This window comes from Herbaspirillum frisingense, from assembly GCF_047325095.1.
GTDB classification, from domain to species: domain Bacteria; phylum Pseudomonadota; class Gammaproteobacteria; order Burkholderiales; family Burkholderiaceae_D; genus Herbaspirillum; species Herbaspirillum frisingense.
On record NZ_CP168558.1, the window covers coordinates 2,154,657 to 2,174,027 of the forward strand.

The 19,371-nt window shown below is 64.7% G+C and carries 18 protein-coding genes; 11 read left to right on the forward strand and 7 right to left on the reverse strand.

Translation table 11 applies throughout. The annotated features are described in order from the left end of the window. Position 1: 1 nt before the first annotated feature. From ACEOAC_RS10060 to ACEOAC_RS10095, 8 genes are all read left to right on the forward strand, one after another. Positions 2 to 469 (forward strand): chemotaxis protein CheW, encoded by a 468-nt coding sequence (locus tag ACEOAC_RS10060; RefSeq protein WP_077238281.1) that lies wholly within the window; start codon positions 2 to 4, stop codon positions 467 to 469. Continuing rightward, complete coding sequence (locus ACEOAC_RS10065; RefSeq protein WP_413628817.1) at positions 466 to 1,746, forward strand: CheR family methyltransferase; 1,281 nt, start codon at positions 466 to 468, stop codon at positions 1,744 to 1,746. The genes ACEOAC_RS10060 and ACEOAC_RS10065 overlap by 4 nt, the downstream gene beginning before the upstream one ends. Then, the gene (locus tag ACEOAC_RS10070) at positions 1,739 to 2,410 is read left to right on the forward strand and encodes a chemotaxis protein CheW (RefSeq protein ID WP_413445875.1); all 672 of its coding nucleotides are present in this window, start codon (positions 1,739 to 1,741) and stop codon (positions 2,408 to 2,410) included. Before ACEOAC_RS10065 ends, ACEOAC_RS10070 begins: the two co-directional genes overlap by 8 nt. Then, positions 2,407 to 4,767: a hybrid sensor histidine kinase/response regulator gene (locus ACEOAC_RS10075; protein ID WP_413628818.1), complete on the forward strand. Its 2,361-nt coding sequence runs from the start codon at positions 2,407 to 2,409 to the stop codon at positions 4,765 to 4,767. The genes ACEOAC_RS10070 and ACEOAC_RS10075 overlap by 4 nt, the downstream gene beginning before the upstream one ends. Then, positions 4,764 to 5,786 carry a chemotaxis response regulator protein-glutamate methylesterase gene (locus ACEOAC_RS10080; protein WP_077238285.1) on the forward strand — a complete coding sequence of 341 codons (1,023 nt, stop codon included), beginning with the start codon at positions 4,764 to 4,766 and terminating at the stop codon, positions 5,784 to 5,786. Before ACEOAC_RS10075 ends, ACEOAC_RS10080 begins: the two co-directional genes overlap by 4 nt. Before the next feature lie 19 nt (positions 5,787 to 5,805). Further along, the gene (locus ACEOAC_RS10085; protein WP_413444859.1) at positions 5,806 to 6,834 is read left to right on the forward strand and encodes a diguanylate cyclase; all 1,029 of its coding nucleotides are present in this window, start codon (positions 5,806 to 5,808) and stop codon (positions 6,832 to 6,834) included. A 49-nt stretch (positions 6,835 to 6,883) separates the two neighbouring features. Beyond that, positions 6,884 to 7,339, forward strand: a complete 456-nt coding sequence (locus tag ACEOAC_RS10090) for a MaoC family dehydratase (RefSeq protein ID WP_413444858.1) — start codon at positions 6,884 to 6,886, stop codon at positions 7,337 to 7,339. Positions 7,340 to 7,593: 254 nt separating this feature from the next. Then, positions 7,594 to 9,453, forward strand: a complete 1,860-nt coding sequence (locus tag ACEOAC_RS10095) for a diguanylate cyclase (protein ID WP_413628819.1) — start codon at positions 7,594 to 7,596, stop codon at positions 9,451 to 9,453. A gap of 41 nt (positions 9,454 to 9,494) precedes the next feature. Here ACEOAC_RS10095 and ACEOAC_RS10100 read toward each other — a convergent pair whose 3' ends face one another. From ACEOAC_RS10100 to ACEOAC_RS10120, 5 genes are all read right to left on the reverse strand, one after another. Beyond that, positions 9,495 to 10,187, reverse strand: a complete 693-nt coding sequence (locus tag ACEOAC_RS10100; protein ID WP_077238287.1) for a glutathione binding-like protein — start codon at positions 10,185 to 10,187, stop codon at positions 9,495 to 9,497. A 78-nt stretch (positions 10,188 to 10,265) separates the two neighbouring features. Further along, on the reverse strand, positions 10,266 to 11,423 hold the full coding sequence (locus ACEOAC_RS10105; RefSeq protein ID WP_006464481.1) for a pyridoxal phosphate-dependent aminotransferase: 1,158 nt from the start codon (positions 11,421 to 11,423) through the stop codon (positions 10,266 to 10,268). 63 nt (positions 11,424 to 11,486) lie between these two features. Continuing rightward, complete coding sequence (locus ACEOAC_RS10110; protein ID WP_413444856.1) at positions 11,487 to 12,014, reverse strand: putative toxin-antitoxin system toxin component, PIN family; 528 nt, start codon at positions 12,012 to 12,014, stop codon at positions 11,487 to 11,489. Positions 12,015 to 12,026: 12 nt separating this feature from the next. Then, positions 12,027 to 12,311, reverse strand: coding sequence for a hypothetical protein (locus tag ACEOAC_RS10115; protein WP_077238304.1), 285 nt, complete (start codon positions 12,309 to 12,311; stop codon positions 12,027 to 12,029). Between the two features lie 239 nt (positions 12,312 to 12,550). Continuing rightward, the gene (locus ACEOAC_RS10120; protein WP_413628820.1) at positions 12,551 to 14,338 is read right to left on the reverse strand and encodes a methyl-accepting chemotaxis protein; all 1,788 of its coding nucleotides are present in this window, start codon (positions 14,336 to 14,338) and stop codon (positions 12,551 to 12,553) included. 247 nt (positions 14,339 to 14,585) lie between these two features. Between ACEOAC_RS10120 and yaaA the strand changes: the two genes are divergently transcribed. Then, complete coding sequence (yaaA, locus tag ACEOAC_RS10125; protein WP_234294004.1) at positions 14,586 to 15,362, forward strand: peroxide stress protein YaaA; 777 nt, start codon at positions 14,586 to 14,588, stop codon at positions 15,360 to 15,362. A 107-nt stretch (positions 15,363 to 15,469) separates the two neighbouring features. Here the strand turns inward: yaaA and ACEOAC_RS10130 are convergent, their stop codons facing one another. Beyond that, on the reverse strand, positions 15,470 to 16,270 hold the full coding sequence (locus ACEOAC_RS10130) for an outer membrane protein assembly factor BamD (protein ID WP_006465670.1): 801 nt from the start codon (positions 16,268 to 16,270) through the stop codon (positions 15,470 to 15,472). A 113-nt stretch (positions 16,271 to 16,383) separates the two neighbouring features. Between ACEOAC_RS10130 and ACEOAC_RS10135 the strand changes: the two genes are divergently transcribed. Continuing rightward, positions 16,384 to 17,511, forward strand: coding sequence for an RluA family pseudouridine synthase (locus tag ACEOAC_RS10135; protein WP_413445406.1), 1,128 nt, complete (start codon positions 16,384 to 16,386; stop codon positions 17,509 to 17,511). Positions 17,512 to 17,541: 30 nt separating this feature from the next. Then, positions 17,542 to 18,288 (forward strand): peptidoglycan editing factor PgeF, encoded by a 747-nt coding sequence (pgeF, locus tag ACEOAC_RS10140; RefSeq protein ID WP_413628821.1) that lies wholly within the window; start codon positions 17,542 to 17,544, stop codon positions 18,286 to 18,288. A 26-nt stretch (positions 18,289 to 18,314) separates the two neighbouring features. Here pgeF and ACEOAC_RS10145 read toward each other — a convergent pair whose 3' ends face one another. Then, on the reverse strand, positions 18,315 to 19,208 hold the full coding sequence (locus ACEOAC_RS10145) for a LysR substrate-binding domain-containing protein (RefSeq protein WP_241812565.1): 894 nt from the start codon (positions 19,206 to 19,208) through the stop codon (positions 18,315 to 18,317). Positions 19,209 to 19,371: the final 163 nt, after the last annotated feature.

Here is a 19,371-nt window from a genome sequence, read left to right on the forward strand (position 1 = left end):
CATGAGCGAGTCTTTGTTCCTGCTGTTTTCGCTGGGCGCCGAGCGCTATGCACTGTCTACCGCCGAGGTGGCGTCGGTGCTGCCGCTCTCGCCTTGCAAGGCCCTGCCCGGGGCACCCCCCTGGGTGGCCGGTCTGCTGCCCCACGGTGATGGCCACGTGCCGGTGATCGACCTGTCGCATCTGGCGCTGGGCCGTGCTGCCGCGGCACGCGTGAGTACCCGCCTGGTGCTGCTGCACTACCACGCTGGCCTGCCCGCGCCGCAGTTGCTGGGCCTGATCCTGGAGCAGGCCACCGAGACCTTGCGCTGTGATCCTGCCGGGTTTGTCCCGGCGGCCGTGCGTAATGAGGGCGCGCCTTATCTGGGCCCGGTGCGGCCCTATCAGGGTGGATTGCTGCAGCGGGTGCAGGTCGAGGACCTGCTGGACCCGGCCACCCGCGCACTGCTCTTTCCGCAGGAGCCGGCATGAAGGCCCTGCCGCACATCGCCGACAAGCTCAAGCTTGCGATGGGCCTGGACATGGCCACGGTGGGTGCCAGCCTGATCGAACGCGTGGTGCGCGAGCGCATGACAGCCTTGGAAATCAGCGATGACAGCCTCTACCTCGCGCTGCTGCAGACCTCGGCCGCGGAGTTGCAATCCCTGATCGAACTGGCGGTAGTGCCGGAGACCTGGTTCTTCCGCGATCGCGAAGCCATACTCGCGGCTGCCCGCCTGGCCCGCGAGCGCCTGGCCGCACAGCCTGCGCTCCCGATACGCATCCTCAGCCTGCCGTGCTCCACCGGCGAAGAACCGTATTCCCTGGCCATGGCCCTGCTCGATGCCGGCCTGCTGCCAGGCCAGTTCGTGATCGACGCCTACGATATCCGCACCCGCTCGCTGGAGATCGCCGCTGCCGGCATCTATGGGCGCAACTCCTTCCGGGGGCGCGACCTGGGCTTTCGTGACCGCTATTTCACTGCGCATGACGGCCAATGGCACCTGCAGCCACACATCCGCGAGCAGGTGCGCTTTGCCCCCGGTAACCTGCTGGCACCGGATTTCCTGCGGCATGCCGCCCCTTACGATTTCATTTTCTGCCGCAACGTGCTGATCTACTTCGAACGCGACGTGCAGCACGCCGTGGTGAACCTGCTGGAAGGCCTGATGAAGCCGGATGCCGTCATCTTCGTCGGTCCGGCCGAGGGCGGCATCCTGTTGAGTCCGCGCCTGGAGTCGGCTGGCATCGCCCTGGCTTTCGGGTTTCGCAAGCGCCCTGTACAGCGGGCCGGCGGCCATGTGCCGGCCTGGGCCGCGCCAGCCAAAACCGCGGCGGTGCCACCGCCCGTATCTGCCATCCCGATGGGCGCGCCTGCTGTCGCGGCTAAGCGCCGGCCAGCCGTGCCGGCGCCGTCTGCGATGGCTTCGCCGCCAGTCGCGCCGCCATCCGGTCAGTTGGAGCGCGCGCGGCTGCTGGCCGACCAGGGCCAGCTCGAACAGGCCCAGGCCTTGTGCCAGGAGGCCATCCAGGAGCAGGGGCCGAGTGCGGCTGCCTTCTATCTGCAGGGCCTGATCCTCGATGCCGGGGGCGACCACGAGCAGGCACAACGCTGCTATCGCAAGGCGCTCTATCTGGAGCCCGAGCACCAGCCGGCACTCTTGCATCTGGCTGCGCTGCTGCAGGCGCAGGGCGATATCGCCGGCGCCGAGCGCATGCGTCAGCGTGCCGCCCGCCTGAGCCCGTCACGGGAGGACGCACATGGCTGAAGTGATGCCGACCGATGCCGTGATCGATGACTGCTGGAACCGCATCGGCACCAAGGGCGATGGCACTTGCCCCGAGCTGCAGCAGCACCTGCGCTGCCTGAATTGCCCGACCTTCGCCCGCGCGGCCCTGCAGCAGCTCGATCGCATTCCCGCCTCGGCCGAGGTGGCGCAGCAGTGGATGCATTCCGCCGCAGGGACCGAGCCACAGCCGCAGGGGGCAGACGCTTCCGCGCTGGTGGTGCGTATCGGCGGCGAGTGGCTGGCCATTGCCACCACGGTGGTGCAGGAAGTGGCCGAGACCCGCCCTGTACACAGCCTGCCGCACCAGCGCAATCCGGCCATCAGCGGCGTGCTCAACATCCGGGGCGCATTGCGCATCTGTGTCTCGCTGGCGCAGTTGCTGCAATTGCAGACGGAGTCAGCGGCGGGGCAGGGCGCTTCCCATCTGCTGGTGACCGCCTACGAAGGCCAGACGCTGGTCTTCCCGGTGGAGCAGGTGGTGGGTGTGCACCGCTATGCCCCTGATGCACTGGCGCCGGTACCGACTACGCTGGCCCACGCCACGATCCAGTACACGCGGGGCATGGTGGAGTGGCGTGGCCGACAGATCGGCCTGCTGGACCATGAATTGCTGTTCTACGTACTCAACCGGAGCATGACATGAGTACGCCCGACCTGAGCCAGATGTCCATGCTGGACCTGTTCCGTTTCGAGGCGGAAAGCCAGATTGCCCAACTCAACGCCAGCCTGCTGGCGCTGGAGTTGCAGCCAACGGCGGCCGAACACCTGGAAGCCTGCATGCGTGCCGGTCATTCGCTCAAGGGCGCAGCCCGTATCGTCGGGCTGGAAACGGCGGTCAAGGTCGCCCACGTGCTGGAGGACTGCTTCGTGCTGGCCCAGCAGGGCAAGCTGCTGCTGGAGAAAAAGCACATCGATGTGCTGTTGCGCGGGGCCGACCTGCTGGGACGCATCGCTTCTCCGCCCGATGGCGACGAAGCCTGGGCCGATCACGCCGGTAGCGCAGAGGTGCAAGCCTTCCTGCTGGCCCTGCCCGCGGTGATGAGTGGTGGCGACGCGGCTCCGTGGCCACACACTGCTGCGCCAGCTGCCGCTGCGCCCTCTGCGCCTTCCGCACCTTCCACTGCTGCCCAGGCCGAACCCACCGAGACCGTGGCGTCGCCCGCCCCTCTGGTGGCTGCCGTCGCTGCCGAGTCCGCGCCGGCATTGTCCGCGCCTGCCTCCACGCCCGCGCCGGTAGCGGCCCCTGCCGGTACACGTTCCGTGCGGGTCAGCGCCGAGAGCCTGGATCATCTGCTGAGCCTGACCGGGGAATCCCTGGTCGAATCGCGCCGTCTCAAGCCCTTCGCGGCCAGCATGCTGCGCATGAAGCGCGTGCAGCGCGAAGCCATGCTGGCACTGGACCTGCTGCAGCAAAAGCTGTCCACCACCCAGCTGGATGAATTCACCCAGGCCACCTTGTCCGAATTGCGTACGCTGATGCAGCAGAACCAGCATCTGCTGGGCGACCAGGTCAATGAACTGGAGGCCTTCGACCGCCGCTCGGTGAACCTGTCGCAGCGTCTCTACGACGAAGCGCTGGCATGCCGCATGCGGCCCTTCGCCGATGGCACCGGCGGTTTTGCCCGCATGGTCCGCGACGTCGGCCATACCCTGGGCAAGTCGGTGCGGCTGGACATCAGCGGCAGCGTCACCCAGATCGACCGCGACATCCTGGAAAAGCTGGAAGCCCCCATCGGTCACCTGCTGCGCAATGCCGTGGACCACGGCATCGAAGACGGCGCCATCCGCCGGGCGGCTGGCAAGCCGGAGCAGGGCGTGGTGCGGCTGGAGGCCCGGCATAGCGCCGGCATGCTGCTCATCGAAGTGAGCGACGATGGTGCCGGCATCGATATCGAACAATTGCGGCGCGCCGTGGTGGCGCGCGGACTGTCCAACGAAGAGACGGCGGCCCGTCTGTCCGAGGCGGAGTTGCTGGAATTCCTGCTGCTGCCCAGCTTCACGCTGCGCGACACCGTGACCGAGATTTCCGGGCGCGGCGTGGGGCTGGACGTGGTGGCCGACATGCTCAAGCAGGTGCGTGGCACGATCCGCATCACCACCCGGCCGGGGCAGGGCAGCCGTTTCCTGATGCAATTGCCGCTGACCCTGTCGGTGATCCGCAGCCTGCTGGTGGAGATTGCCGGCGAACCCTATGCATTCCCGCTGGCCTACGTCAACAGCACGCTGCGCCTGCCAGCCGAAGCCTTGCAGACGCTGGAAGGCTACCAGCACTTCAGCCACGAGGGCCGCCAGATCGGCCTGGTCAGTGCTCATCAGGTCTTGCAGAAGGGCCAGTGGCGCGCCCGTGACGGCAGCGTCTGCGTGGTGGTCATCGGCGAACAGGAGCACAGCTATGGCGTAGCGGTGGATGCATTCCTCGGCGAGCGCATGCTGGTGGTGCAGCCGCTGGATCCGCGCCTGGGCAAGATCCCCGATGTGCAGGCCGGTGCCCTGATGGAAGATGGTGCGCCGCTGCTGATCCTGGATGTGGCCGACATGCTGCGCACGGTGCAGAAGCTGACCTCGTCCGGGCGCCTGCAGACGGTGGACCAGGACGGCGCTGCGCAGGCCGCCGTGGCCGCCCGCAAGAAGGTGCTGGTGGTCGACGATTCGCTGACCGTGCGCGAGCTGGAACGCAAGATGCTTGCCAATCGCGGCTATCAGGTCACGGTGGCAGTGGATGGCATGGATGGCTGGAATGCGGTGCGCGCCGAGCACTTCGACCTGGTCATCACCGATATCGACATGCCGCGCATGGACGGCATCGAACTGGTCAGCCTGATTCGCGGCGCACCGCAGCTGCAGTCGCTACCGGTGATGATCGTGTCCTACAAGGATCGTGAGGAAGACCGGCAGCGCGGCCTGGAGGCCGGCGCCGATCACTATTTCACCAAGAGCAGTTTCCATGACGAAAGCCTGTTGCAGGCCGTCACGGATTTGATTGGAGAGGCGACATCGTGAAGATCGGGATCGTCAACGACACGCCCATGATGGTGGAGGTATTGCGCCGCGTCGTCGCCGAGAGCGGCCGGCACGAGCTGATCTGGATTGCCCGCGACGGTGAACAGGCAGTACAGATGTGCGCCTGGCAGTTGCCGGACGTGGTGCTGATGGATCTGCTCATGCCCAAGGTCGATGGCGTGGAAGCCACCCGCCGGATCATGCAGGAGACACCCTGCCCGATCCTGGTGGTGACCTCGGACATGGATACCAGTGCCGCCAAGATCTACGAGGCGCTGGGCTATGGTGCGCTGGATGCCACCCAGACCCCGGCGCTGATCGGCGCGGCCGGCAAGCGTGACGCCGCAGCGCTGATCGAAAAGATCGACAACCTCGGCCGGCTCGGTCCGGAAGTGGTGACCGCGCCGGTGCGGCCCGGCGTGCGACCACTACCCTCGGTGTCCTCGGAAGACTTGGCACCCCTGGTGGCGGTAGGAGCGTCGGCCGGCGGTCCGGCGGCGCTGGCCACCTTGCTCAAGCAGTTGCCACGCGAGTTCGGCGGCAGCATCGTGATCGTGCAGCATATCGATGCCGGCTTCGCGCCCGGCATGGCGCAATGGCTGCAGCAGCAGTCGCTGCTGCGGGTGCGCCTGGCCGGCGAGGGGGATCTGCCACGCCGTGGCGAAGTCCTGCTGGCCGGCAGCAACCATCATCTGGTCTTCAAGGAAAACAGCCGGCTGGCCTATGTCGAAGGTGCTGCCGCCGACGTCTACCGACCGTCGGTGGATACCTTTTTCCACAGCGTCGTCCGGCATTGGCAAGGCAAGGCCACCGGCGTATTGCTCACTGGCATGGGGCGCGATGGCGCAGCCGGCCTGAAGGCCTTGCGTGAGAACGGCTACCACACCATCGCCCAGGACCAGAAAAGCTGCGCGGTCTATGGCATGCCCAAGGCGGCGGTGGCCCTGAACGCCGCCGTCGAGGTGCTGTCCGTGACGGCCATCGCCGCGCGGTTGCAGGCCATCGTGGCGTCAACATGAAGAATAGAAGGAAGAAACAATGAGCTCGGTGCAACCTACCGACATCCAGACCGGTGGCCCCGTGCCACCGAGCGACGAATACAAGATCATGGTGTTGCTGGTGGATGACCAGGCCATGGTGGGTGAGGCGATCCGCCGCGCCCTGCTCAACGAAGAGCACATCGATTTCCATTTCTGCACCCGCGCCGAGGAGGCGCTGGCGGTGGCGGAGAAGACCCGGCCCACCGTGATCCTGCAGGATCTGGTGATGCCGGGCGTGGATGGCATGACCCTGGTGCGTCAGTATCGCGCCAGCGCCGCCCTGGCCAATGTGCCGATCATCGTGCTGTCCTCGCGAGACGATCCGGAGATCAAGCGCGATGCCTTTGCCGGGGGGGCCAATGACTACATGGTCAAGCTGCCGGATGTGATCGAACTGGTGGCGCGCCTGCGCTACCACTCGCGCTCCTACATCAACCTGCTGCAGCGGGACGCCGCCTATCGTGCACTGCGCGAGAGTCAGCAGCAGTTGCAGAAGACCAATTTCGAACTGCAGCGCCTGACCAATACCGATGGCCTGACCGGCATCGCCAACCGCCGCTATTTCGATGATTATCTGGGCGCCGAATGGCGGCGTGCGCGGCGCGACGGTCTGGACTTGTCGCTGCTGTTGATCGACGTGGATTTCTTCAAGCTCTTCAACGATACCTACGGTCACGTGGCCGGGGATGCCGTCCTGCGCCGGGTGGCGCACACGCTGGACAACAGCATCCAGCGGCCGGCCGATCTGTCGGCCCGTTTTGGTGGCGAGGAATTCGCCATGATCCTGCCGCGCACGCCGCTGGCAGGCGCGCAGACCATCGCCCATAAGGTGTGTCAGCTGATCGAGGCGAACCAGATCGCGCATGAACGCTCCAATGTCAGCTCCTGGCTCACCGTCAGTGTGGGTGCGGCCTGCGTGGTCCCGGGCCAGGCGCAGGACATCAGTGAACTGATCGAGATGGCCGATCGCCGCCTGTACCTGGCCAAGCAGCAGGGGCGCAACCGGGTGGTCTGGCAGGATGGCTGAGCGAGCGCCGACGTAGTGCCCCGATGACGACAACAAGGAGAAGACCAGCATGCGCAGCATCGCCAGCCTGGAAGAACTGAAATCGCTGGCCGGCCAGGAAGTGGCCACCAGCGCGTGGATCACCATCACCCAGGAGCAGGTCGACCGGTTCGCCGACGCCACCGGTGACCACCAATGGATTCACGTCGACGCGGCGCGCGCGGCGCGGGAATTGCCCTCTGGCGGCACGGTCGCGCATGGTTTCCTGACGTTGGCCTTGTTGCCGCGGATGCTGTCTGAATCCATCAGCATGGGCCCCGAGGTGCGCATGCTGCTCAACTATGGCCTGAACCGGGTACGTTTCCCGGCACCGCTGCCGGTGGGACGCCAGGTGCGCGGCCTCATCACGCTGCAGGCGGTGGAGGAAGTCCCGGGTGGCCTGCAGCTCACCTGGCAAATCACGGTGCAGTGCGAGGGGCTGGAAAAGCCGGTGTGCGTGGCTGAATTTCTCGTGCGCTGCTACTGAGCGCAGGGTCAACGATCCGCTCTGGCTCGCTTTCCACGGGGCGGGCCATCTGCTTTCTCGCAGAAGCTCACCTACTTTGTCGCCTGGACGCATCGCAGGGTCCGGGCAGGATTGATTTGCGTGCAATGTGCTCGCGTATGGTGCTAAGGTAAAGGCCCGATAAGGCGGCCTTCCACGGTGGCCAGCGCGGCCCTTGCTCGAACCGCCAAGTCATAGCCGAACATGCTTTCATGATGTCAGAACAAGCGCCAAAAATGGACGCGGCCCCCTTGGCCGCTGTTGCCGCCGAGCATAACCGCGATTGCGACTTCGCGCGCAAGGCACTCGCTTTCAATAACCTCACGCTCTCCTATATCGCTCGCGGCGCTCCGCTGGATCAGTTGCTTGATCGTATCGCCAGCGGTTTTTCTTGCGCCACCCCACAGCGCATGTTGGCGATCTTCCTGTTCGACGCCCAGGCGCGCCGCATGCGCATAGGCGCCGCACCACGCATGGCGCCGGCCTTCCTGGCCGAGGTGACGGCACTGGAGGTAGATGATCCTGACACCCCCGGTTTCTGGAGTGGATTGTCTGCGCTGGGCGCAGCATACGGCCTGCGCCTGCGGGAGATGCTGCCGCTGCGCTCCTTCGCCGGGGAAGTGGCGGGGGTGCTGGTGGTATGCGCCGACGGGCAGGCGGCGATCGATGACAGTGTGGAGCGCGATCAGGGCTACCGCGGCAGTGTCGGGGCGGCAGTATCGATGGCCATGCTGGCCATCGAGCGCTCGCTGGTACCGGTCCATGTGAGGGTCAAGGGCGAGCCGCCCGGGGTGGCTGACGAGCGCATGGCGCTGGCCATCGAAGGCAGCGGTACCGGCATCTGGGACCGCAATGCCGTCACTGGCGAGATGTATTATTCGCGCGGCTGGAAAGCCATCCTCGGATACGAGGACTGGGAGCTCTCCAGTCACCTGGAGGACGCCTACCAGCGCATCCACCCGGATGACCTGGCCTATGTCCAGGAGACCGTGCGCCAGCACTTCGAGTCGCGCTCCGACAGTTACCAGGTCGAGCATCGCATCCGCTGCCGCGATGGCAGCTACAAGTGGATCTGCAGTCGCGGCAAGGTGGTGGCACGCGATGCCGAGGGCAATGCACTACGCATGATCGGTACCACTACCGACATCACCGAGATCAAGCGGCTCACCGAAAAGCTGACCAAGAGCAGCCGCATGCTGGACTACCTGACCCACGAGATTCCGGGGATGGTGTTCCAGTTCAAGGTGCCACCGGACGGGCGCGGGTACTTCACCTATGTCAGCGAAGGTGCGCGCGAGACTTATGGCCTGGCGCCCCAGCAGTTGCTGGAGTCGCCGGCGGTGATCAAGAGCGTGATCCATCCGGAAGACATGCCGCTCTACGAAGCGGCGCGCCAGGCGGTGCTGGCCGGTGCCTCTCACTGGATACTGGAGTTCCGGGTCATGCCACCGGGCCAGTGCGTGCGCTGGCTGCGCGGTGAGGCCCGGCCACGGCGGCTGGCCGATGGCACCATCCTGTGGCATGGCTTCATCAGCGACATCAGCCAGAGCAAGGCCATCGAGCTCGAACTGCAGGAATTCGCCCTGACCGACTACCTCACGCAGTTGCCCAACCGTCGTCACTTCATGCAGCGGCTACAGGAAGAGTACAACCGCATCCAGCGCGGCATTGCCGGCACGGCGGCGGTGCTGATGTGCGATCTGGATCATTTCAAGCGCATCAATGACAGCCTGGGGCATGCCGTGGGGGATCAGGTGCTCAAGCACTTTGCCGACGTGCTCATGAGCCAGTTGCGCAAGACCGATGCCGCCGGGCGGCTGGGTGGGGAAGAGTTTGCCGTGATCCTGTCCGGGGTGGACCTGCAGGCGGCAGCCGAATTCGCGACGCGTCTGCAAAACTGCTTTGCCGGCCAGCCGCTATGGCATGACGGGCATAAGGTGGAGGTGACGCTGTCCATCGGGATCGCCCTGATGCAGGCAGACAGCGCCGGCCAGGAGCAGGTCTTGCGGGCCAGTGACGATGCTCTCTATCGCGCCAAGGAAAAAGGGCGCAACCGCTTCGAATTCGCGCCCCTGGCCAGCGTACCACGGGGCTGAGCGCAACAGCTCCGTGGTGCTGAGGGCCCAGTGCCCGGTGTTCAGCGTTTCTGGTACTGGCTGGCGCCGAAGAGCAGTTCCCGGGCCTTGTCATCCTGCAGCGGCTTGCGCTTGTCGGCCAGCACGGTCACGCCGCGTTGCACGGCCGGACGGGCGCTGATGGCATCGAACCAGCGCTTGACGTTGGGGAAGTCCGCCAGATCGATGCCCTGGTTCTTGTGCGAACGGGTCCAGGGGAAGCAGGCGATATCGGCAATGGTGTACTGCTCGCCAGCCAGGTAGGCGTGCTGGCCCAGTTGCTTTTCCATCACCTGGTACAGGCGACGCGCTTCATTGGTGTAGCGATTGACGGCGTATTCGATCTGTTCGGGCGCATAGAGGCGGAAGTGGTGCGCCTGTCCCAGCATCGGCCCCAGGCCACCCATCTGGAACATCACCCATTGCAGCACTTCATACTTTTCGCGATCGGTTTCGCCGAGGAAGCGACCGGTCTTGCCGGCCAGGTAGATCAGGATGGCGCCCGATTCGAACAGCGAGATCGGCTGGCCGTCCGGACCATCGGGATCGACGATGGCGGGGATCTTGTTGTTGGGCGAAATCTTCAGGAATTGCGGTGTGAACTGGTCGCCGGCGCCGATATCGATGGCGTGCGCGGTGTAGGGCAGGCCGCATTCTTCCAGCATGATGTGGACCTTGTGGCCGTTGGGGGTGGCCCAGCTGTATACGTCGATCATGGATGTCCTCTGTAGGTGTCGGGGTGGAGTCCGGGCAATGCCAGGCGATGCGCTAACGCTATAAGAGAGATAAAGGATTTACAGACTGGCCAGGCGATCCAGTGCCAGTTGCAGGGTCTCGTCCTTCTTGGCGAAGCAGAAGCGCACGATGCCTGATTCGCGTGGCGTGTTGTAGAAGGCCGAGACCGGGATGGCGGCTACGCCGATCTCGGTGGTGAGCCACTTGCAGAACTCGGCTTCGGGCAGGTCCGAAATGGCGCCGTACTTCACGCACTGGAAATAGGTGCCCTGCGAGGGCAGCAGTTCGAAACGGGTCGCGGCCAGGCCGGCGCGGAACAGGTCGCGCTTCTTCTGGTAGAAGGCCGGCAGGTCCAGGTAGGGGGCCGGGTCCTTCATGTAGGCCGCCAGCCCGTATTGCACCGGGGTATTGACGGTGAACACGTTGAACTGGTGCACCTTGCGGAATTCGGCCGTGAGGGCGGCGGGTGCGGCCACATAGCCGACCTTCCAGCCGGTGACGTGGTAGGTCTTGCCAAAGCTGGAATTGATGAAGCTGCGCTCGGCCAGTTCGGGGTGACGCGCCAGGGACTCATGGGGCTGGCCGTCGTAGACCATGTGCTCGTAGACTTCGTCGGAGAGGATCAGGATGTCGGTGCCGCGCACGATATCGGCCAGGGCCGCCACGTCGGCGGCGCGCATGACGCTGCCGGTCGGGTTGTGGGGCGTGTTGACCATGATCATGCGGGTCTTGGGGGTGACTGCGGCCTTGACCTTGTCCCAGGGGATGCTGTAGCCAGCCGCGCCCACTTCCATCTGCACGAACACCGGCACGCCGCCGGCCAGTTCGATGGCCGGTACATAGCAGTCGTAGACCGGTTCGATGACGATGACTTCATCGCCGGCATGTACCGCGCACAGTACCGAGGTCAGGATGCCCTGGGTGGCACCGGCGGTGACGGTGATCTCTGAGACCGGATCGTAGCGATGCCCGTAGAGCTGCTCGACCTTGTCGGCAATGGCTTCGCGCAGCGGCAGTACACCGGCCATGGGCGGGTACTGGTTCAGGCCTTCCTGCATGGCCTGGGTGACCGCGTTGACCAGCGTCGGGTCGCAATGGAAGTCGGGGAAGCCTTGTCCCAGGTTGACTGCGCCCTTTTCGGAGGCCAGTGCGGACATGACGGTGAAGATGGTGGTGCCGACCTTGGGCAGCTTGGTGACGATAGTGGGGGTGCTCATTGCAGCGGGCTCGTTCTTGTGATGATCGCAAGCCCGTTATTCTAGCCGCATTCGCCGGCCGGTTCAGGCAGGCATCGCAAGGAAGGCATCCGGCCGCCAGTGCTGGGGCTGCACGATGGCGAACATGCCACGCTTGAGGGTGCGCTTGCCCAGCTTGAGCACGGCCTTGTCCTTGCTCACCAGCACGTGGGCGCGGCACTGCAGGGCCAGTTCCAGGAATTTCTGGTCGTCGCGGTCGGTGCAGACAGGCAAGCCGAAGGTATTGACCTCGGCCAGCGGCAGGCACTGCAGCAGCCGGTCGAATTGGGCGCAGATGGCCGGCTTGTTCTCGGGCGTGACCGGCAGGTGGGGATAGTCCAGCACCGCCAGCCATTCGTTGCGGCAGTCCTCGCGGGTGTAGGCCTCCACGCTGCCGTCTTCGAGTGCCTGCAGCAGGGGCGCCCAGCGCGGGTCGCGGAACACGAACAGGTCCAGGCAGACATTGGTGTCCAGCACCAGCCGCTGGCGCCCGTCGGGGGAGGCGGTAGCCAGGGCGGCAGCGGGTTCGGAAGAAAGCGGAGAAGGGAGAGGGTGTGTTGCCGGATTGCTCATTGAATGGAAAAGCTAGTTGTCGATGCCACGCTGGCCGGGGAGCGGCGCTTCCTGCTTGCTGAAGAGCTCGCCGCCAGATTCGAGCGCATCATACCCCTGATCGGTGACGCGCCAGAAATTATGCATGTCCACCGCTGCCAGCCCGCGGTCATAGAGCAGGCGCAGATGATGCAGGATGACCTCGGGCGCCACCTGGCCGGGGAGGGCGCTCTGTATCTTCTCGACGTCGCCGTAGAGGGTGCCGAAGGATGCCAGCTGCTTCAGGATTTCGCCCATCAGGGCTTTGTCTCGTTTCATGTCGTCCTCCTTGCCGGTGATCAATGCGTAGTGGCCTACAGTGCTGGCCTGCAGTGCCGGCCAGCAGCGCATGCGCAGGCCGCCGCCACTGTCAACATGGACAGCGATTCGCTGCCGAAGTGCCGGCGTAATGCACCTTGCTGGTCCTTGCCGCCGTTACCTGCTGCGGCGACTCCATTGATCTACGGCAAGAATGTTGCAGAACTTGAATGGCGGCCCGGCCGCCATCGTGCTGCCACTCAGAACTGTTCCCAATCTGAATCGTTGCCGGTCTCCACCTTGTTGCTGCGCGAGGCGGCAGCTTCGCTCTTGCGCGCCGGCAGGGTCGGTGCAGTAGCGGACGCGGGGGCAGGCGCGCGCGCGATTGCCGGGGAGGGGGCAGGGCGGGCGGCTGGCGGCGATTTTGCCGTGACAGGTGCAGCCGCACGGCTGACCGCGCCGGCTGCACGGGTGGGGCGAGGCGCATGACCGGAGAGGTCGGGCTTGAGCTTGAACACGCTGACCAGTTCGGTCAGGCGGACGGCCTGTTCCTGCAGCGAGCCGGCCGCGGCGGCGGCTTGTTCGACCAGCGCGGCGTTCTGCTGGGTCACTTCGTCCATCTGGGTGATGGCGATGTTGACCTGTTCAATGCCATACCTCAGCAACGAACTGGCGGCAGTGATCTCCCCCACGATGTCGGTGACACGGCGCACGCTGGCCACCACTTCGGTCATGGTGCTGCCGGCGGTTTCGACCAGCTTGCTGCCGGTATCGACCTTGGCCACCGAATCGTCGATGAGCATCTTGATTTCCTTGGCTGCGGCGGCCGATCGCTGCGCCAGGGAGCGCACTTCCGAGGCCACCACGGCGAAGCCGCGCCCTTGCTCACCGGCACGGGCCGCTTCCACGGCGGCGTTCAGGGCCAGGATATTGGTCTGGAAGGCGATGCCGTCGATCACGCTGATGATTTCCACGATCTTACGCGAGGAATCGTTGATGGCGCCCATGGTATCGACCACCTGCGACACCACGCTGCCACCCTGGGTGGCCACGTCGGACGCCGAGTGCGCCAGCTGGTTGGCCTGGCGGGCGTTGTCGGCGTTCTGCTTGACGGTCGAGGTCAGCTCTTCCATGGCCGAGGCGGTTTCTTCCAGCGAACTGGCCTGCTGCTCGGTACGGGTGGACAGGTCCAGGTTGCCGGTGGCGATCTCGCGGGAGGCGGTGTTGATGGTGTCGGTGCCTTCGCGGACCTGGGTGACGATGCGCAGCAGGCTGTCGTTCATGGCCTTGAGCGAGCGCATCAGGTGGCCGGTCTCGTCGGCTCCGGCGGGTTTGATTTCGACCGTCAGGTCGCCCTCGGCCACGCGTTCGGCCACGTGCATGGCATCCTGCAGCGGACGCGAGACGATGCGTGCCACCCAGGTCGCCAGCAACATTCCCAGGCCGATGCAGGCGGCCAGCAGGGCGCCGATCATGATGCGCGAGCTTTCATAGCGGTCCTGGGCTTCCTGATCAGTCTCCTCGCTGCCTTTGACATTGATGTTGACCGCGTTGTCCAGGGCGGCAAACAGGCGCAGGTAGACCGGGGTCGCTTGCTTGATCAGCAGTTCACGGGCGTCGTCGATCTTTTGTGCGCGCACCTGGGTGGCGATCTCCTGGTGCATCTTGGTGAAGATGGCCTGATCGGCCTTGATCGCATCGAAGTTGGTTTTCTCTTCGGGCGAATTGACCAGGGGCGCGTACTTGTCCAGGATCCTGGACAGGTCGGTGAAGAGGCCGCCGATGGTTTTTTCATTGCTCTCCACGTTGCCTTCGTTACCCGGCAGCATGTGTTGCAACTGTATCGTGCGGATGCGCGCCAGGGCGACCTTGGCCTCCAGCGGGTAACGCACGCTGGGCAGGGAATTGGTGGCGATTTCGGTGGAGGCGTCGTTGACCCGCGAGAGCTGCACGATGGAAAACACCCCCAGCACGGCGGTCAGGAGCAGGATGGCGGCAAAGGTCAGCATCAGCTTGCGGGCGATGCGCAGATCGTAGAACCATTTCATGGCGTGTCCTTGGTCTTGGAATGGCGGTGGTGGAGCACCGGATGCGGGTGACGGATCGACCCTTGCCTGCAGGGTTGGCTCATGCAGTTTAGGAGCCCGCCTTGTCAGATCAAAGCGGCAATAACCAGTCTTTTGCGGCGCATATTGCCGCTTCGGCGGAACTTGGAGGAGGGTGCGGGCGCAAGGGCCGCGCTTTCGGTATCATGGCGGCCATCTTGTCCCAACCTGATCATTGGATAACCGCCTCATGCTGATTGTTTTGTCTCCCGCCAAGTCGCTGGACTACGACACGCCTCCGACCACCGATGTGCATACCACGCCGGCTTTTGTGCCGCGCTCGGCCGAGCTGATCGAATTGCTCAAGAAGCTCTCGCCGGCTGAGATCGGCAGCCTGATGGGAATTTCCGATCAGTTGTCCGTGCTCAATGTGAACCGCTATGCAAGCTGGTCGCGCAAGTTCACCACGAAGAATGCCAAGCAGGCCGTGCTGGCCTTCAATGGTGACGTCTACGAGGGCCTGGATGCGGCATCGCTCAATGGCAAGCAGCTGGATTACCTGCAGAACCATGTGCGCATTCTCTCGGGCCTGTACGGGATGCTGCGTCCGCTGGACCTGATGCAGCCGTATCGCCTGGAAATGGGGACCAGGCTGGCCAATCCCAACGGCAAGGACCTCTACGCCTTCTGGGGCAGCGAGATCACCGATGCCCTCAACGAGGAACTGGCCGCGCAGAAGACGCCGGTGCTGGTGAACCTGGCTTCGGACGAATACTTCAAGTCGGTCAAGCCCAAGCTGCTCAAGGCACAGGTGATCGCGCCGGTGTTCGAGGACTGGAAGGGCGGCAAGTACAAGATCATTTCCTTCTATGCCAAGCGCGCACGCGGGCTCATGGCGCGCTATGCGGCGCAGAAGAATATCAACCAGCCGGAGAAGCTCAAGGCCTTCGACCTGGAAGGCTATGCCTTCGCGCCCGAGGCTTCCAATGAGAAGAACTGGGTCTTCCGCCGTCGCCTGGAGGGCTGAACTGCAGCCGGGCGGGGCTCAGCGCCTTGCCTGATGGAAACGTCAAGCAAACAAAAAACCCTCGCCATCTGCATGGCGAGGGTTTTTTTATATGGGGTGAAGCTGGCTTACCAGACCTTCCACCAGGGCTTGGCCTTCTGCTTGGGGCCACCGGTGTACCAGGGGCTATTGGGGTAGGTCGCCTGGATGATGCGTTCGGTATCTTCCTTCAGCTTGGTCTGCCCCAGGGCTTCGTAGGAGCGCATCAGGATGAACAGCGCCTCTTCGTTGGCAGGCGAGTCCGGATACTGCTTGATGGCGGCCTGCGCGCGGTTGGCCGCCGATACGTAGGCGCCACGGCGGTAGTAGTAGTTGGCCACGTGGACGTCGTATTGCGACATGGCATTGACCAGGTATTTCATGCGTGCAATGGCGTCCGGGGTGTACTTGCTGTCCGGGAAACGTTCTGCCAGCAGCTTGAACGAGTCGAAGGCGTCACGCATGGCCTTGGGATCGCGCTCGGTGTTGTCCTGGTCGGTGAAGGTGTCGAAGATGCTGGTGCGATCATTGAAATTGATCAGGCCACGCAGGTAGTACATGTAGTCGACGTTGGGATGGTTGGGGTGCAGCTTGATGAAGCGGTCCACCGCCGCCAGGCCCTGGGCCTGCTCGTTCTGGCGGTAGTAGGCGTAGGCGATGTCCATCTGTGCCTGCTGCGCATAGGTACCGAAGGGGTAGCGCGATTCCAGCTTCTCGAAGTACTTGATGGCCTTCTCGTAGCCACCGGCATTCAGTTCGTCCTTGGCTTCCGAGTATAATTTCGAGGCAGACCAGCCGACCGTCTCATCCTTTTGCTCCGGCAAGAGGCCGCAGGCGGTGAGCGAGAGGGCAAAACCGATGATGAAGAACTTCAATAAGATTTTGTGCATGACTCTTGTGTGCTTGTCTGGGACTTATCAGTTGTGCATGGCGCTGTGCGCCTACCCGAGCCGGCTGCATCGATACCCGAAATACAATCAACCCGATCCGGCGATTATAGCTGATGTCACGTAAGAAACCCCTTCCGATTACAAATGGCGATACGCCAATGACCCCCGACCTCCCTGCCGAGGAGGCTTTCGACGACGACAACGGCCAGGCCGCTGCCGACGACGATGGCAGCTCTGGCCTGGAGCCCCTGAGCCTGCGCCTGGGCGATGAAGTCATCGGCCAGCGGCTGGACAAGGTCCTGTCCGGCCTCATGCCCGAATTTTCCCGCAACCGCATCCAGCAATGGATTGAAGACGGTCACGTCACCGTCGATGGTGCCCCCGCCAAGGCCAAGATGACCATGCTGGGCGATGAGCTGGTCGAGGTGGCGCCGCAGTCGGCCCCGGCCGATCAGCCCTATGCTCCCGAAGCCATGGCGCTGGATATCCTGCATGAAGACAAGTACATCATCGTGCTCAACAAACCGGCTGGTCTGGTGGTGCACCCGGCTGCCGGCAACTGGAGCGGCACGCTCCTGAATGGTCTGTTACACCATTGCCCGGCGCTGGCCAAGGTGCCGCGTGCCGGCATCGTGCACCGGCTGGACAAGGAGACCAGCGGCCTGATGGTGGTGGCCAAGACGCTGGCGGCGCAGACCGATCTGGTGCGACAGCTACAGGCGCGCAGCATGAAGCGTCAGTATCTGGCGCTGGTGTGGGGCTTGCCGCAGCTGTCCGGCACCATCAATGCGCCGATGGCGCGCCATCCGCGTGACCGCATCAAGATGGCGGTATCGCAGAGCATGCGCGCCAAGCCGGCGGTGACCCATTACCGTCGCCTGGCCACCGGCGAGATCGATCGCAAGCCGGTGAGCCTGGTGCATTGCCGCCTGGAAACCGGGCGCACCCACCAGATCCGCGTGCACCTGCAGTCGCTGGGCTTTGCCCTGGTTGGTGATGCGCTGTATGGCAAGCATCACCTGATCCCGGTGTTCCCGCGTCAGGCGCTGCTGGCCGGTCGCCTCGGTCTGGTCCATCCGGGTAGCGGCAAGTTCCGCCAGTGGGCCGCACCGCTGCCGGAGGACATCGTGGCGCTGCTGCAGCGCGCCGGCATCGATCCGGCTCTGGCGGTGATTCCCGAAATGGATGACCAGCCCGATCCGGTGGCCGGCGACTATGACGACGAAGATGATGACTATTGAGCGGCCCCGGCGGGCCGGGGAGGGCGCTCCATGGAGCTGCTGATCCCCGACTGGCCGGCGCCTGCTGGCGTGGGCGCCATGACCACCTTGCGCGCCGGCGGCTACAGCCCGGCCCCTTACGACGATGGTCATGGTGGCCCTGGCCTGAACCTGGGCCTGCATGTGGCCGATGATCCCTTGCTGGTGGCACGTAATCGTGCGCTGCTGCGGCGCCTGCTGCCGCAGGAGCCGGCCGGGCTGAGCCAGGTGGATGGGGTGGTGGTGCTGGATGCGGCCGACTTGCCGGCGCAGCCGCAGGCCGACGGCTGCATCAGCACGACGCCCGGCGCGGTGTGCGTGATGATGACCGCCGATTGTCTGCCGGTGCTGTTCTGCGACCGCGCCGGCAGCGTGGTCGGCGCAGCCCATGCAGGCTGGCGCGGGCTGGCGGCCGGCGTGCTGGAGCGCACCGTGGCCGCCATGCGCGCGCGCGGCGCGGTCGATGTCATGGCCTGGCTGGGACCAGCCATCGGGCCGGACAACTTCGAAGTCGGGGCCGAGGTACGGGAAGCCTTCCTGGCCCGGCAGCCAGAGGCTGAAGCCGCCTTTCGCGACTATCCCGGTCGCCCCGGCAAGTACCTGGCCGACATCTACCAACTGGCGCGCCAGCGCCTGGCCGCAGTCGGGGTACACGACGTTAGCGGCGGTGGCCTGTGCACGGTCGCCGATCAACGCTTCTACTCCTACCGGCGTGACAAGACCACGGGCCGCATGGCCTCGCTGATCTGGCTGAAATAATTCCGGTCCTCGTGCTTTGCACGCCGTCAGGGATGGCGTTGCAGGGCCTGGATCAGCTCCCGCGTATGCCCCGGCATGCCTTCCAGTCCGCGTACGCAGATCAGCAATTGGCGGCGACTCCAGCCGTCGCTGAGCGGGATGGCACGGATATCCATGTGGCCGGCGCTGGCCAGGGCCGCTGTTTCCGGTATCACCGCCACGCCCACCTGATGCTCGACCATGCGGCAGATGCCGTCAAAGCTGCGCAGCCGGACCCGGTATTGCAGCCGTCGGCCGGCCCGTGTGGCGTGGCCCGAGAGATGCTGTTGCAAGGCGCTGTCGCCGGACAGGCCGATGAAATCCTCGCCCAGCAGCTCGCTGAAGGCCAGCGACTTGCGGCGGGCCAGCGGATGCTTTTTCGATAGCACGGCCACCAGGTGATCCTGGCGAAACGGATAGGTCTGCAGCGGGCCACTGTCGGTGGAGTCGGCGATGATGCCGACATCGGCCACCCCGTCCACCACGGCTTGTACTACCTCGTAGCTCAGTTTTTCTTCCAGTTCGATATCGGTATGCGGATGCCGCGCCAGGAAGCGTGCCAGCACTTCCGGCAGGAATTCGGTCATGGCCGAGGTGTTGCACAGCAGCCGGATATGCCCCTTCAGGCCCTGCGCGTACTGGCCCAGTTCATCACGCAACTGTTCCATCTGCTGCGCCATCATGCGTGCGTGGTGGGCCAGCGCGCGCCCGGCATCGGTGGTCTGTACGCCGCGTCGGCCGCGCTCCAGCAGGGGCGTGCCCAGGGCGTCCTCCATATTGCGGATGCGGGCGCTGGCCGATGCCAGTGCCATATGGGCGCGGGTGGCGCCGGCGGTGATGCTGCCACTCTCGACCACATACAGGAACAGGCGCAGGTCGGATAGTTCGAATCGGTTGCTCATGGTGTGTAGGGTGTGGTGTGAAGTGTGGAGTGTGGGGAGGGGCGCAGGTCCACAACAGGCAAAATGGGGCAGGCAAGCCGGATTGTGCCTTCGGCCAGGCCGAAGGCTGCCTAAGTGTATTCCACATTTGCAGAGCCGACCGAGGCTGGCAGACTGAACGCCT

Bases quoted from the DNA above. Each gene is read 5' to 3' on its own strand.
- ACEOAC_RS10090 (WP_413444858.1), top strand. From the start codon at position 6,884: ATGCGCAGCATCGCCAGCCTGGAAGAACTGAAATCGCTGGCCGGCCAG.
- ACEOAC_RS10120 (WP_413628820.1), bottom strand. From the start codon at position 14,338: ATGAAATGGTTCTACGATCTGCGCATCGCCCGCAAGCTGATGCTGACC.
- ACEOAC_RS10100 (WP_077238287.1), bottom strand. From the start codon at position 10,187: ATGATCGACGTATACAGCTGGGCCACCCCCAACGGCCACAAGGTCCAC.
- ACEOAC_RS10060 (WP_077238281.1), top strand. From the start codon at position 2: ATGAGCGAGTCTTTGTTCCTGCTGTTTTCGCTGGGCGCCGAGCGCTAT.
- ACEOAC_RS10115 (WP_077238304.1), bottom strand. From the start codon at position 12,311: ATGAAACGAGACAAAGCCCTGATGGGCGAAATCCTGAAGCAGCTGGCA.
- ACEOAC_RS10105 (WP_006464481.1), bottom strand. From the start codon at position 11,423: ATGAGCACCCCCACTATCGTCACCAAGCTGCCCAAGGTCGGCACCACC.
- ACEOAC_RS10145 (WP_241812565.1), bottom strand. From the start codon at position 19,208: ATGAGCAACCGATTCGAACTATCCGACCTGCGCCTGTTCCTGTATGTG.
- ACEOAC_RS10135 (WP_413445406.1), top strand. From the start codon at position 16,384: ATGTCACGTAAGAAACCCCTTCCGATTACAAATGGCGATACGCCAATG.
- ACEOAC_RS10065 (WP_413628817.1), top strand. From the start codon at position 466: ATGAAGGCCCTGCCGCACATCGCCGACAAGCTCAAGCTTGCGATGGGC.
- ACEOAC_RS10110 (WP_413444856.1), bottom strand. From the start codon at position 12,014: ATGAGCAATCCGGCAACACACCCTCTCCCTTCTCCGCTTTCTTCCGAA.
- yaaA (WP_234294004.1), top strand. From the start codon at position 14,586: ATGCTGATTGTTTTGTCTCCCGCCAAGTCGCTGGACTACGACACGCCT.
- ACEOAC_RS10070 (WP_413445875.1), top strand. From the start codon at position 1,739: ATGGCTGAAGTGATGCCGACCGATGCCGTGATCGATGACTGCTGGAAC.
- ACEOAC_RS10085 (WP_413444859.1), top strand. From the start codon at position 5,806: ATGAGCTCGGTGCAACCTACCGACATCCAGACCGGTGGCCCCGTGCCA.
- ACEOAC_RS10130 (WP_006465670.1), bottom strand. From the start codon at position 16,270: ATGCACAAAATCTTATTGAAGTTCTTCATCATCGGTTTTGCCCTCTCG.
- pgeF (WP_413628821.1), top strand. From the start codon at position 17,542: ATGGAGCTGCTGATCCCCGACTGGCCGGCGCCTGCTGGCGTGGGCGCC.
- ACEOAC_RS10095 (WP_413628819.1), top strand. From the start codon at position 7,594: ATGGACGCGGCCCCCTTGGCCGCTGTTGCCGCCGAGCATAACCGCGAT.
- ACEOAC_RS10075 (WP_413628818.1), top strand. From the start codon at position 2,407: ATGAGTACGCCCGACCTGAGCCAGATGTCCATGCTGGACCTGTTCCGT.